This window comes from Clostridium amazonense, from assembly GCF_056431285.1.
Map to the genome: position 1 here is coordinate 65,216 of NZ_JBWKMH010000033.1, position 14,288 is coordinate 79,503.

The 14,288-nt window shown below is 26.6% G+C and carries 11 protein-coding genes; 1 reads left to right on the forward strand and 10 read right to left on the reverse strand.

Features of this window, described 5'->3' with window-relative positions; translation table 11 throughout:
• Positions 1 to 11: 11 nt before the first annotated feature.
• The 4 genes from AC07E4_RS14775 to AC07E4_RS14790 form a co-directional block, all read right to left on the reverse strand.
• A complete protein-coding gene (locus AC07E4_RS14775; RefSeq protein ID WP_478216810.1) occupies positions 12 to 1,037 on the reverse strand; it encodes a sensor histidine kinase in 1,026 nt (341 codons plus the stop codon).
• Positions 1,034 to 1,705, reverse strand: a complete 672-nt coding sequence (locus AC07E4_RS14780) for a response regulator transcription factor (protein ID WP_478216811.1) — start codon at positions 1,703 to 1,705, stop codon at positions 1,034 to 1,036. The genes AC07E4_RS14775 and AC07E4_RS14780 overlap by 4 nt, the downstream gene beginning before the upstream one ends.
• A 1,102-nt stretch (positions 1,706 to 2,807) precedes the next feature.
• A complete protein-coding gene (locus AC07E4_RS14785; RefSeq protein ID WP_478216812.1) occupies positions 2,808 to 4,628 on the reverse strand; it encodes an ABC transporter ATP-binding protein in 1,821 nt (606 codons plus the stop codon).
• 4 nt (positions 4,629 to 4,632) lie between these two features.
• Positions 4,633 to 6,360 (reverse strand): ABC transporter ATP-binding protein, encoded by a 1,728-nt coding sequence (locus tag AC07E4_RS14790; protein ID WP_478216813.1) that lies wholly within the window; start codon positions 6,358 to 6,360, stop codon positions 4,633 to 4,635.
• A 109-nt stretch (positions 6,361 to 6,469) separates the two neighbouring features.
• On the opposite strand from AC07E4_RS14790, the gene AC07E4_RS14795 reads away from it, so the two are divergent.
• The gene (locus AC07E4_RS14795; protein WP_034440011.1) at positions 6,470 to 7,270 is read left to right on the forward strand and encodes a MerR family transcriptional regulator; all 801 of its coding nucleotides are present in this window, start codon (positions 6,470 to 6,472) and stop codon (positions 7,268 to 7,270) included.
• 110 nt (positions 7,271 to 7,380) lie between these two features.
• On the opposite strand, the gene AC07E4_RS14800 is transcribed toward AC07E4_RS14795, so the two are convergent.
• The 6 genes from AC07E4_RS14800 to AC07E4_RS14825 all read right to left on the reverse strand — a co-directional run bounded on the left by AC07E4_RS14800 (position 7,381) and on the right by AC07E4_RS14825 (position 14,269).
• Complete coding sequence (locus AC07E4_RS14800) at positions 7,381 to 8,421, reverse strand: aldo/keto reductase (protein WP_478216814.1); 1,041 nt, start codon at positions 8,419 to 8,421, stop codon at positions 7,381 to 7,383.
• 68 nt (positions 8,422 to 8,489) lie between these two features.
• Positions 8,490 to 8,960, reverse strand: a complete 471-nt coding sequence (locus AC07E4_RS14805) for a GNAT family N-acetyltransferase (protein ID WP_430829846.1) — start codon at positions 8,958 to 8,960, stop codon at positions 8,490 to 8,492.
• Between the two features lie 36 nt (positions 8,961 to 8,996).
• Positions 8,997 to 9,725, reverse strand: a complete 729-nt coding sequence (locus AC07E4_RS14810; RefSeq protein WP_478216815.1) for a creatininase family protein — start codon at positions 9,723 to 9,725, stop codon at positions 8,997 to 8,999.
• A 523-nt stretch (positions 9,726 to 10,248) separates the two neighbouring features.
• On the reverse strand, positions 10,249 to 11,106 hold the full coding sequence (locus AC07E4_RS14815) for a uroporphyrinogen decarboxylase family protein (RefSeq protein WP_034440018.1): 858 nt from the start codon (positions 11,104 to 11,106) through the stop codon (positions 10,249 to 10,251).
• A gap of 434 nt (positions 11,107 to 11,540) precedes the next feature.
• Positions 11,541 to 13,268 (reverse strand): ASKHA domain-containing protein, encoded by a 1,728-nt coding sequence (locus AC07E4_RS14820; RefSeq protein WP_034440020.1) that lies wholly within the window; start codon positions 13,266 to 13,268, stop codon positions 11,541 to 11,543.
• Complete coding sequence (locus AC07E4_RS14825) at positions 13,268 to 14,269, reverse strand: uroporphyrinogen decarboxylase family protein (protein ID WP_478216816.1); 1,002 nt, start codon at positions 14,267 to 14,269, stop codon at positions 13,268 to 13,270. Before AC07E4_RS14825 ends, AC07E4_RS14820 begins: the two co-directional genes overlap by 1 nt.
• Between the last annotated feature and the right edge of the window lie 19 nt (positions 14,270 to 14,288).

Below are 14,288 nucleotides of genomic sequence, written 5' to 3' on the forward strand. Positions count from 1 at the left end.
AACTTCTAATGTTACATTTTTGCAATGGTAGTGAAATCAGATATTTTATTAAACTTGATTTTAAACAAGGTATATTCATTTTTCACTGAGTAAACTTCAAATGAATTTCCTAGTTTATCTAAAATCTTTTTGGAGAAATACAGTCCCATACCTGTTGATTTGTATCTTGTATTTCTACCATTGGTACCTGTAAAACCTTTATTAAATATTCTTTCTAAATCTTCCGTTGCAATTCCAATACCATTGTCTCTTATATTTAAACATATATATTTATCACTTTCCTCACCATAAAATTTAATTTCAGCATTTTCCTTAGAATACTTTATTGAATTATTGATAAGTTGATCTAAAACATATAATATCCATTTTTTATCTGTAAAAATATAGTGTTCGAGATTCTCTAGTTTTATTTCTATATTATTTCTTATTAACATAAAGGCATTATTTTTTATAGCTTGCTTTATTACATCTTGCAATTTTACTTCTGAAATAAAAATATCTTCTGCAGCCGCTGTTGCTCTACTTCCATATATAACAGAATTAACTAAGAAATTTATTTTTTCAGTTTCATTTTTGATTTCAGTGCTAATTTCTGCATCATCAATTCGTTCTAAAATCATTGATATGGCACTAATAGGTAGCTTTATTTCATGAACCCATTTTGAAATATATTCTTCCATATCTTTGATTTGTGTATCTTTAATATCTAGTACTTTCGAATAATTATTATCTTTTTTATTGATTATGTATGCCATTATTTCTTCTTCTAATGAATAGCCCTTTATGTTAGTTATATTAATGTCATCATCCTCTTCTATAATTTCATAAAGTTCACTAAATCTTTCTTTCCAGCGTACATATTTCATTATAAAAACACAAATATAAATAAATATAAGTATTGCATCTAAGTAATATATCTCTTCCATTCTATTGTTTAGTAAATTTAATATTAAAAAATAGCTATTAATAAAAATTAATATACTAATATTTAAAAATATACTTTTTATATTTTCCTTAATAAATCTTTTTAAATTCATTGAATAAAATACCCTATTCCTTTTTTAGTTTTAATAACATCCTCCAAACCTAGCTCTCTTATTCTTCCTCTAAGTCTTGTAATGTTCACAGTTAAAGTATTATCACTAACAAATTCATCATCATTCCATAAGCTCATCATGAGTTTTTCTCTAGATACTACCTTACCTTTGTTCTTTATTAATAATGATAATATTTTCATTTCATTTTTCGTAAGCTCTATTTTATTATCCATATAGCTAAAAATACATTTTTCAACATCTAAAACTGCATTGTCATAATAAATTAGTGAATCTGATGCACTATAATCATAGCTTCTACGCAATAAAGCATTAATTTTTGATATTAATACCTCCACAGAAAAAGGCTTTGTAATGTAATCATCACCACCATTATTCATACCCATAATAATATCCATATTGGAATCTCTTGAAGATAAAAATATTATTGGTACCTTAGAAAATTCTCTTATTTTTTCACACCAATAAAATCCATCATAAAAAGGTAAATTCACATCCATCAATACAAGACTTGGGTTTTTCTCTATAAATTCCTTTACTATATCATTAAACTGATCTATTGTTTCTACTTCAAAACCCCATTTTCTTAAAGATAACCTGAGCTCTCTAGTAACATCTAAATCATCTTCAATTAACATTATTTTTTTCAAACTTTTCACCTCTTATTTAATCTCTTACTTATCTTATTAAAATACTATCATAATTTTACAATTAAAGAAATTGAAAAGGATATTCAATTATAATGTTTCAAATTCAAAATTAAAATATGGCTTTTTTATCATAATTTCGTTTTGCAAAGTTGAAACCTCGACTGCAAATAAAGGAATTTGTATATAAGTTAAGAAGTAAGAGAGAAAAGTGAAGAGTTAAGGTGGAAATCCTAAAGGATTTCTTTTTAAATGCATTTAAATTCATCTTTGCTGAATTTATTCATTAACTTTTTACTCTTAATTTTTATTTTTTAACTAATTAGTGGTTTTACAAGAATGAATTCTCGCCTACAAATGAGGAATTCTTATTTCATTTATAATAATTAAAATATTGCCTTTTAATCATAAAGTAATTTTATATTTGAATTACGAAATAAAAAATACCGTAAAATTCAATTATGAATAATACGGTATTTTCACAATAGTTTAATATTATTACCTATTTTTTCTTTTTCCTACTAACTCCTACACCACATCCAATGGCTGTAGAGATAGCGATGATTAATGTTATAACTTGCCATGATGACCATCCAGCGAACTCCATATCTCTTACCTCTCATTACTTCTTTTATATGTTATATTGTAGCATATATTGTAACTATTATGCTGTTCAATTTTCAACAAACAAAACTTCCTTAACCTCTTCGCACTCTTATCATAATGTCATTTTGCAAGGTTAAAACCTGACCTACGGATGAATGAGAAAATTTAAATTTTTTCCTTGTAGCTGAGGTTTTAACCTTGGCGGTAATATATCCTTGCTAAATTTTCGCCTACAAATAAAGAAATTTTTATTTCATTTATAATAATTAAAATATGTTCTTTTTATTATAAAATAATTTTATATTTATATTAATACATAAAAATACCGTAAACTCATTTCTGAATAATACGGTATTATAATAATTTATTTATTAACTTTTTACTCTTACCTTTTACCTTGATGGTAATTTCTTAATTTCTAATCAACTGCAAACCTTTATAGTATTATGTTATATTTGTTTTAAATCTACTATTTCTATATTATGTATGATAAGTTTTTCTAATTGGCTGCTTCAAATTGACTATAATAAAGAGAAGAATAAAAACCATTTTGTTCTAGAAGACTTTCATGATTTCCTTTTTCTATAATATCTCCATCTTTAACAACCAAAATCATATCTGCATTTTGAATAGTTGATAATCTGTGTGCTATGATAAAACTTGTCCTATTTTTCATAAGTTGTGATAATGCTTTTTGAATTTCTACTTCCGTTCTTGTATCTACACTTGAAGTAGCTTCATCTAATATCATAATTGTTGGATCAGTTAGCATTGCACGAGCAATAGTTAAAAGCTGCATTTGTCCTTGAGAAACATTGGATGTTTCACTAGAAATTATAGTATCATATCCTTCTGGTAGTGTACGAATAAAGTGATCACAACAAGCTGCTTTTGCAGCAGTTATAATTTCCTCCCTTGATGCATCCATCTTACCATAAGCAATATTTTCAGCTATTGTACCTTTAAATAACCATGTATCCTGAAGTACCATACCAATTTCTTTACGTACTGCACTTCTAGAAAATTCCTTAATATTAACATTGTCAATTGATATAGAACCTCCATTCAATTCATAAAAACGCATAATCAAGTTAATTAATGTAGTTTTTCCGCCACCTGTTGGTCCAACAATAGCTACCATTTCATTAGGTTTTACTTCTAAATTTAGATTTTTTATTAAAGTTTTATCTTCTGTGTAACCAAATTTTACATTTTGAAATGTTACTTTACCCTTAAACTCTGGAAGTACATTATTATTACTATCTGCAATTTCTTCTTCTTCATCTAGTAATTTAAAAACTCTCTCAGCTCCTGCAATGGCAGATTGTAACGACATAATAACATATGAAGCTTGAGTCACCGGTTCAGAAACTTGATTTACATATTGTAGAAATGCTTGAATTCCACCTAATGAAATCTGCCCATTAAGTGTCATTATTCCACCTATAATAGCTGTTGCTACAAAACCTAATTGGCTTAAAAATCTAATAATTGGATATATAGCAAAATCAACAAACTGTGCCTTTCTATTTGCTTCAAATTGCTTTTTATTAAGCCTTGAAACTTCTTCAATTATATCTTCTTGTTGATTAAAAACTTTTATAATACGATTACCTGAATATACTTCTTCGATTTTTCCACTTAAATCACCCATAGCAGCAAAATTTTCAGCATAATAACGTTGACTTAGCCTTGATACATAATTTGTTGCAATAGCGCTAATTCCAATAAATGCAAAGATTAATAAAGATAACTTTATATTTAATACAAGCATACTAATGATTGTAAAAATAATTGTAAAGCAAGAAGATATAAACTGCATAAATCCGACCTGCATTACTAATGATACTTTTTCAAGATCAGTTGTTACCCTACTCATAACATCGCCTGTTTTATGCGAATCAAAATATTTTAGTGGAAGTTTGTTTATTTTCTCACTAATCTCTTTACGAAGTGATAAAGTTAAATTTTCACCGATACTAGCTATTATGTATTGCTGAACATACGAAAGTAAACTACTAACAATAGATATTAGTACTAACATAAAAACTGGCATAGTTAATGCATTTGTAACTGCTGATAATATACTTACAGATCCATCAAATTTACTAATTGCACTTACTAAATTATTAATAGCTACTCCAATCATAAGTGGTATAACTGCATAAGATGCACTACTTAGTAATGAAGATATACCTACAACTATTAATTTTTTATTTTGTGGTTTTAATCGTATTAATAGTCTTCTAATAGTCTTTTTAGCATTTTTAGGAACATCATTATTAATTATTATTGCATCCTTTTTCTTATTTTTCTTCATAAAATCAAACCTCCTTTATATTCATTTGACTTTTAGCAATTGCCTTGTATACAGAACAGTTTTTTATTAGTTCATTATGTTTTCCAATACCAACTAATTTGCCTTCATCTAACACAATGATTTGATCTGCATCCATAATTGTACTTACTCTTTGAGCAATTATTATCTTAACTGCATCTGTCATATTTTCTTTAAGTGATTTACGAAGTGCTGAATCTGTTTTTAAATCTAATGCGGAAAAGCTATCATCAAAAATATAAACTGGTACTTTCCTTATAAGTGCCCTTGCAATAGCTAATCTTTGTTTCTGTCCTCCCGAAAAATTAGATCCACCTTGAGAAACTTCTGAATCTAATCCCATAGATAATTTGTCTACAAAAGAATCTGCTTGAGAAATGCTTAATGCTCTTTTTATATCTTCTTTAGTTGCATCTTTATCTCCCATTTTTAAATTGTTTTCAATTGTTCCACTAAATAAGAATGCTTTTTGAGGAACGTATCCAATTTTATATCTTAATTCTTTTTGTGAAAGGCATCTTATATCTACTCCATTTATACAAATCTGTCCTTCATCTATATCATGTAATCTTAAAAGAAGATTAGCAATAGTACTTTTACCAGAACCTGTACTTCCAATAATTGCTGTTGTTTCACCTTTATTACATGAAAATGATAGATTTTTTATAACAGGTTCTTCTGCTCCGTGATAAAAGAAAGATACATTTTCAAATTCAACAACTGCAGGGTTATTTTTTACTACCTCTTTTTCTATGTTTAAATCTTTAATCTCTGGATTAATCTCCAAGACTTCTTCTATACGATCAAGACAAGATTTCATTTTAGGTAAAGTAACACTTGTTGTTGTAGCCAATATTAAATAGCTGAGTGTAATAATGGCATATTCAGTGACTGCCGTTATTTGTCCAATTTCCATTGTACCTTTCATAGAAAAAGTTCCACCCATCCAAACTATAAGTGCCACAGACAGCCCCATCATAATCCATATTGTAGGATTCAATATAGCAAATAGTTTATTTAGTTTTATCATATCTATAGCATAATCTTTAAAAGCTTTGCTTTCTCTATCTTCCTCATATTTTTCATTTCCAAAAGCACGGATAACACGAATTCCAGTAATAGATTCCCTTATTACTTGATTAATATTATCTAATTTAGTTTGAATTCGCTTAGAAATATAAATTGATTTTTTTAATATTAACACAGCAAAAAATATAAATATTATTACAGATAAAATTAGTATTACTGCTAAAGTAATATTAGTATATGCTGTCATAATAATAGACACACCAATAATAAGTGGTGCTGGAACTATAAGTTGCAATACCAATCCAAAAGTCTGTTGTAAATTAGAAATGTCTGAAGTGGTACGTGTAATCATAGAAGAAACACCAATGGTGTCAAATTCATGAATAGATAATTCTTGACTCTTATGAAAAATCTTATCTCTCATGTAATAGCCCAAGACTGCTGCTAAATCAGCAGAATAGTAACTTCCTAAGACAGCTGATACTGTTGTTATTAAAAGAACTATTATCATTTGAATTCCTATACGAAGAATTTCATTCATATCTCCTTTCAAAATTCCATTGTCTACAATTCCTGCTATAAGAAATGGAATAAGTAATGTTCCTACTACTTGTCCTAAAAGCATTATTAATGTTATTACCAATTTACCTTTTCTTTCTTTTAGGAATAGTTTTAAATACTTCATATTTTACCTCCCTGTATGTAAATAACTTTGTAAAATTTTATGTCAAGTGGTATTATAGACCTTAAAGTAACTTTAATGTCAATAATTTATTAAAAATTTGGAGGCTATCATGAAAGATATATCTTATATGCCAATAAAAGAATTTTCTTGTCTAACTGGTATTAAGCGTGAAAATTTAAGGTACTATGATCAAATTGGATTACTCTCACCAGAGTTTCGTGGTGAAAATGGTTATCGTTATTATGCTAGAAGTCAGCTTACTACAGCATATTTAATTATTTCTCTTAGAGAAATTGGAATTAGCATAGAAGAAATAAAAAAATATATAGATGTACGTACTCCAGAAAAAATGTTTGATTTGTTTAGTTCACAAAAAAAGCGTATTTTGAAGGAAATAAAAAAGCTTAAACGTATTCTAGAAATTATGCAATTGTATGTAGATATGGCAGAGGATGCTATAAAATATGCTGAAAATACTATACATATTGAATACAAAAATGAAGATCCAATTTTTTTAGGTCCAATAATTTCTAAAGATTTTCAAGATGATTCTGCTATTTCATTTTATAATTTTGCTGCTGAAAATGGAATTGATGTAGGTTATCCTCTTGGTGCTATTATTGACATCCAAAACATTGAATCAGGAAAATCTTTATCTGTAATGAACTACTATTTTAAAGTTAAGAATGACCAAAATACATATAAATTAAAAGGAAAATATGCTGTATTCTATGGCAGATGTGCTTATGGTGAATCTGACAATCTTTATGAAAAACTATTTACCTTTATTAAAGAAAATAATTTACGCATTTGTAGTAATGCCTATGAAGAATATCCTTTAAATGAACTTACTACTAAAGATGAAAATCAATACTGTGTAAAAATAGAAATAATGGTTGAAGATATTTAACTCATATATCTTCAACCATTATTTTTTAATAAAATTTCTATTTAGTAAAAAGAATTTAACTTTTCACTATTTACTCTTACTTTTTGACTTAATAGTAAATCATTATTTATCTACTCTAAAATATTACCTAAGTTTTTTATTAAGTTTTCTCTTTTTTTACTACCTATCATTGCTGCATATACACCTTTAGTTTCTACAACATACTTTATAAGCTCCTTACTATTAAATTCTCCAGTTTTAAAATCATTGCATTGATTTAATGGTGCACTTATAGTAACTTTTAACCCAAGTTTATTAGCTGCATCTATGGCACTTAAGTATTCATTTTTAACTTTTTGAGTTTTTTTAGTTTTAGCTGTATTATCCTTCATATTATATGGCATTTGAACAAATCTAAAATGATGATCTTTTCCTCCTATTTCTTCTGCCAACTTTATAACCTTTTCTAAAGATATATACATTGGATTGTCCTCACTAACTCTAAATGCGTACCAAGTTGCCATACCGTAAAATCTTATATGACCTTTTTTTACTTCTCCTTCATAAAATTTTATTAAATTCTTCAAAGCATCAAAAAAGTTTTTTTCTCCAATCTCCATTTTTACACGCTCTGGATTATGAATATACATAACATCAATAGTGTTTAATCCTAAATTTTTTCTGCTATTTTTTATTGAAAATTCATGCAATTTAGTATCTATTGAATAAATAACTTCTTCATCTTCAATAATCTGCTTTTCTCTTTTTATCTTTTCTTTTTTTAATAAAATACTATTTATATATTCTTTTGGTGCAATATTTAATTTAAAGTCATTATCTATAATTCCAGCTTTAGATGATATTACTATTTCATTTCTTTTTAAAATTTTCTTTTCATTGATTACAAAATTTAATGCATTGCCAATATTTCTTTCGGACTCCATTTCTCTATAAATACATGCTGTATCAATGTAATTAACTCCATTAATAAGTCCATAAATTATGCTATCTATATAAAGATTAGAATGCTCTTTTGATGTATTTCCAAGATAAGTTCCTATAGCCATTGGCAATGTGTAAAACCAAGGTGTTTTTCTTATTTTCTCAGTATTTATATTTCTATTTTCAAAATATGATTTTGTATCTTTTAAACTTGCATATCCCTTTATCATTGTAATTCACTCCTTTTAATTTAAATATATTAAATACCTAAATTAAAATTACACATACAACTTATAAATTAATTTATATACTTTTCATAATTAATAATAGACATGTTTTCATTTACTTTTTTGATTTCTCCCACTTTAATATATCCTAATTTCTCATACAAATGACAATTGCCTTTTTCCTCATATATTGTATCCAAAACCCATTTGAGTATTTTATTATGCTTTTCTTCTAGTATTTTTAATACTTCCTGAGCAATTCCCCTATTCTGATATTCTGGAATTACAGATAAACCAGAAATTTTACATATGTCACTTTCTAAATATGTTAATCTAACCCACCCAATATTCATATCATTAAATTTAAAAATATATGCAATTGTGTTATCCCTATCAATTTTTTCTTTAATTGTATAAACACTTTCCATTGCTGGATTCATATTGTAATCATGATATACATTTAGTAATGGTATAAAAGATTTTTGTTGTATATCATAAATTATCTCTGCTGCTTCGTTAGTAATTTCTTTTATTTCTAACATCATTTTCCCTCATAGTAATGCTTATATAGATAAAATTTATTCTTCTACTTTAAAATAAATTTCATTAATCATAAGCTCTATTCTCTCTATTATTTTCTCTGCTACTTTATTTATAATTTTTTCACCTTTTTCTTTCGTAGCTAAAGTTGCATCTCCGGTTATAGCATCTTTAAAAATAGTTTTTCCTCTATCTTTAAACTTGACAGGATATAATGCTTTATTTGAGTTTTTCGTAGCTTTATCCATTTGAACTAAACTTTCATCATAATAAAGTATAGCTGAGGTTTCATCTTCTCCTCCATGTCCCTGTCCACTTGTTATAGTAAGTATTTCACTTGAATAATCCATCCACCAATTTATATTCATTGCAGTTGCACCAATTCTTACTAACTTTTCACTAGCCAAATTTAAAGCTGTTATATTTCCACCATGACCATTGAAAAATACTATATTTTTTATACCTTGATTATAAAAACTTTTTCCTATATGATAAACATATTCTGCCATAACATCTGATGGTACATCTATTGTTCCACTATATATTGATAAATCATAACTTTGTCCATAAGGTATTTCTGGTGCAATCCAAATTTTATCACCTATTGATTTATCTATTTTTTCACAAAACACTCTTGGTGAAAAAATATCTGTTCCTAATGGTAAATGATGACCATGAGCTTCTACAGAGCCTATTGGTATTATAACTGTTTTTATTTTCCCTACCTTTTCATTAAAATCATCTGAAGTATAATTTACTATATACATAACAATCTCCTTACACAATTCAAAATTTAAAATGTATTTATCTTATTTAAATTCTACTTTGCTCATAATATCCCTCTTAAAATTTTAAGAAAGAACTATTTTTCAATGGTTTGTATAAACTTAAATCATTGATTGCATCTTATATTATTTCTTAAACTCATTATTTTTACAAAAATAAAACCTCATCTACAAAGTAACATTTTTCTTGTAGGTGAAGTTTCAATCTTGGTATGAATATAGGGTTGAAATTTTAAATAATAACTTTATCAAATGATAATTTTGCAATTACAAGTTATTCCCATTTTTATATTTAGAACCAATTAAAAAGTAAGAGTGAAGAGTGAAAAGTTATGGTAGCTAATACTCACTTTGTTCCTAATATCTAAAAATAGAAATACCTAAAAACTACGTTTTTATATTGTTTTAAACTAATTTACTATGTAAGTTAAATAATAAAAAAACTTTTTTCTTTCATCAATAAACAGGAATTATTTAAATAATTTAATTTAGCAAGCAGTTTATTTTAAAGCTCCATAACTATTATTTTGTTGTCAGCTTTCTTTAATGATGTTCTTTTTACACACCAATGTCCTAAAACTTTTGACTTATCACTTTTTAAAAATGTTTTTAAAGCTTCTCCATAGGTATCCTCCGCTACTTCTACTTCATTAAACCTAGCCATATTAGTTTCTTCTAGTGATGTAGATGTTCTGCCACAAAGATGTAATATTACATTGCTTTTTTCAAGTTCTTCATTAAGCTCATTTACTATTTCCAATGTTAATTTACCGCTTAGTTCTTTATAAACTTTTGGTCCAACTATATCTATATTTCCTACAGGATCTGCATAGGAAATTATTTTTGCGCCTCTTTTTATTCCTTCTTTTATGTACATTATAAGATTTCTCTTTATTAACTCCATAAATTTGATTATTTCTTCTTTGTTTTTTCTATATGATTTATAAAATAATGAACTGTCCATTAAAGAAGTGGCTATTGTCATAGGCCCCTCTACCATAAGTACAACATCTTCACCTTTTAAACTTAAAAACTCAATTGAATTTAAGACCTCTGATATTCTCCCACTATTAAAATCTATATCTGTTATTTTGCTTAATTCATCTATATTTTTAATAAAATAATCTGAAACTCTAGAAGTATTATTTTCATCAGCAAGCTTTATAATGGCACCTAAAGCTTCTGATTCTACTGTATTACAAAATGGTACTCTACACCATGTATCATTTTTAAGTAATTCTATTTCCTTGGAAATTTCTCCCATAAAATTTCCGCATGTATTTATTCTTTTATAAAAATCTTTATATCTAGATGATACTTCTACAGGAATATCTACAGAATTATCATTTGCACATTTAAACATTTTCTCACCATTCCTTTTTAAATTTTTATAAAAATCTCGCTCTTCAAATCACTAAATAAAAAATTTACAATTTAGTGACTATTTTTTATATTAATTATGCTTTATATTAATAGTAAAGAGTTAAATATATTTCTATTTATCTATTTGAAATTCTAATAGATATAAATTAATTTACAGTCCCTTCAATTCTAATATAGTGAAAATGACTTCGAGCTAGTCTCACTCTTGAGGGTATAAAAGTTTTTGAATTAGTAATTTAAAATATAACTTTGAAACCCTATTTAGAAAGACAAGCGTATATTTTAAGCTTGTCTCATAGTATCACTTTTAGATTGTATAAATATTAATTTGCAATTTTGTCGTCCCATAAAACTTTTTAAACTTTATTATATCTTTATATTAATAGAAATATTTTAACTCTTTATTTTCATATTTTAAAAATTTAATTCTTTTATAAAGTGTTCTTGAAATTCACTACTTGTAGACAATTCTAAAACACTCATATTTTCTTTAAGTGTTGTCATTTCTTTAAACATATCTTTATTTAAAATAGCTATTCTAGCACCTTCTAATGATGTATTTCCTAGGAATTTTATTTTTCCTTTAAATCCTTTTGGTATTAATCCTATATTTTTTATACTTTCACCATTAACATGATATCCAAAGGCTCCAGCTATATAAGCATCTTCTACATCTTCTATATTTAAATTTATCTCTTTTAAAAGCATAGTTATTCCTGCTGCTATTGCACCTTTTGCAAGCTGTATTTGTCTAATATCTTTTTGTGAAATATAGATGTTTTCAGTTATATAAAATTTCTTATCTACTATTTTATCCTTTATAATTTCTGGTAATTCTTTATTGAATCTACCACTTTTTAATACAATTTTAGATTTTACAAGTGCTGATGCTAAATCTAAAAGACCACTACCGCAAATTCCTAAAGGTTCACAATCTCCAATTACACCATAATTAATATTATAATCATCATCTATACTAAAGCTTTCTATTGCACCTTCTTGTGCTCTACATCCACAACTTATATTCATACCTTCTAATGCTGGCCCTGCTGCTGTTGATGTAGCCATAATTTTATTATTATTTATAGCAACAATCTCTCCATTTGTTCCTATATCTATAAATATTCCAGATTTAGATTCTTTATTAAATCCACTTGCAATAACACCTGCTACAATATCTGCTCCAACATAAGATGATGCATTAGGTAATAAAAGAATATTTCCTTGGCTATTTATATTAATTTCTAATTCGCAAGGCTTTACATTCATTCCATCTAAAAATATAGGTCTATATGGCGCTTTTGCCAAATTTACTGGACTTATACCTAATAATAAATGTAACATTGTAGTGTTTCCTGCAATACAAATAGAATAAACTTCATCACTATTTCCATAGTCTATTAAAAGTTCTTTTACTAATCTATTTATTTCTTCACAAATAACTCTTTTTAAGTCATACACTCCATTAGTATTTTCCATACAATAAGTTATTCTTGTTAAAACATCTCCTCCAAATTCTGTTTGTGGATTTAAAGATGATATTTTATTTAAAATAGCTCCATCTTCTAAATTTATTAAATAACTAGATATACCAGTTGTACCTATATCAATAGCCACTGCAAAAATTTTTTCTATTTTTTCTTTTATATCTATTATTAAATTTCCTTTTGTTACAATTTCAAAACTACTTTTATTGTTTAATTCTAAATTAGATAAATTGTCATATAGTTTTATTGATGATATTTCTTTTTCTATATTCTCTATAAATGGTTTAGAACTTTTTAAATCAAAAATTTCTACAGTTTCCTTTTTTATTTCTGGTAATAACTCTGTGTCTATAGAATAACCTCTATTTATAGTTTTAAGTTTTTCATTTTTATTTATAAATTCAACTTGTACATCACCAGTTACTTTTGCCATACATGCAAGTCTTTCATTTTTTTCTATGTTTATAAATGGTAACTCATTTTCCTCTACTTTAGTTAAATCTCCAATTGCAATAACTTTACATTTTCCACAAATACCAATAGCATTACATGGTGTTTCAAGTTTTAAATTATTTTCTCTAATACATTCTAAAAGAGTTGAACCTATTTCACAATTTGCATAAAGATTTTTATCTTTAAAATATACCTTTGGCATTAATTACTTCTTCCCTTCACATAACTTGTCATTATTTTCAAGTTTTCTTTTGGTGTAGCCATGCTAAGACCACAAGCTGGTGAAACTATATTTACACCTGATTCAATGCAATTTTCTGTTACTCTTATAATTCTTTCTTTATCTCCTTGATGTAAAAGTTGAGTACTTACATTTCCCATAAGATTATTCTTTATCTTTAACCTAGCATCTCTCATATTCACTCTTGAATCAAAACTTACTGCATCTATATTCAAATCATCTAAGCTTTCTATAATGTTTTTAGAATCACCACAAATATGAATTATAACTGGCGTATTAACCTTATGCATTTCATCTAAAAACTTTCTATACATTGGATATGCAAATTTTTCAAAGTTTTTCTTTCCAAGTATTTCACCTGTAGCTGTTGGGTCTGATATTGCTATAACATCTGCTCCTGCTTTAATCATTTCTTTTGCATAATCTATAGAATACTCATTTACATACTCTATAAATTTATAAGCAAGTTCAGGTTCTCTTCTAAACATTTTTATTAATTTTAATGGATCTACTATTGATGTGGCAGTACTTATTGGTCCTGTTATATTTCCTATTACAGGTACATTATCATTTTTTAATTTTTTAATTGCTTCTATAACTACAGGCATTCTCTTATCCATTAATGGCTTTATATTATAAGATTTTATAATTTCTTCCAATTCATTTTCATTATATTTTGTTACTCTTGGTTCTACTGTCTTATCGCCAAAACTTAATTCTATTCCTAAAGGTTCTGCTTCAACTGTCATACAAAACGGAACTCCATAATTTTCAAATCCAATTTCCTCATTTACAAGTTTAGCTGCTTTTACCATTGAATCACAGTCACAATTATGATTCTTATCTATATTTAATAGTATGTCTGTAACAGCTGCATTCATCATGCCACCTGGACATATAACTGGTGGTCTATCCACCTCTTCATTTCTTAAAACTTTTAATAATCTTTCTTTTTCATTCATAACTAAAACCTCATTCATA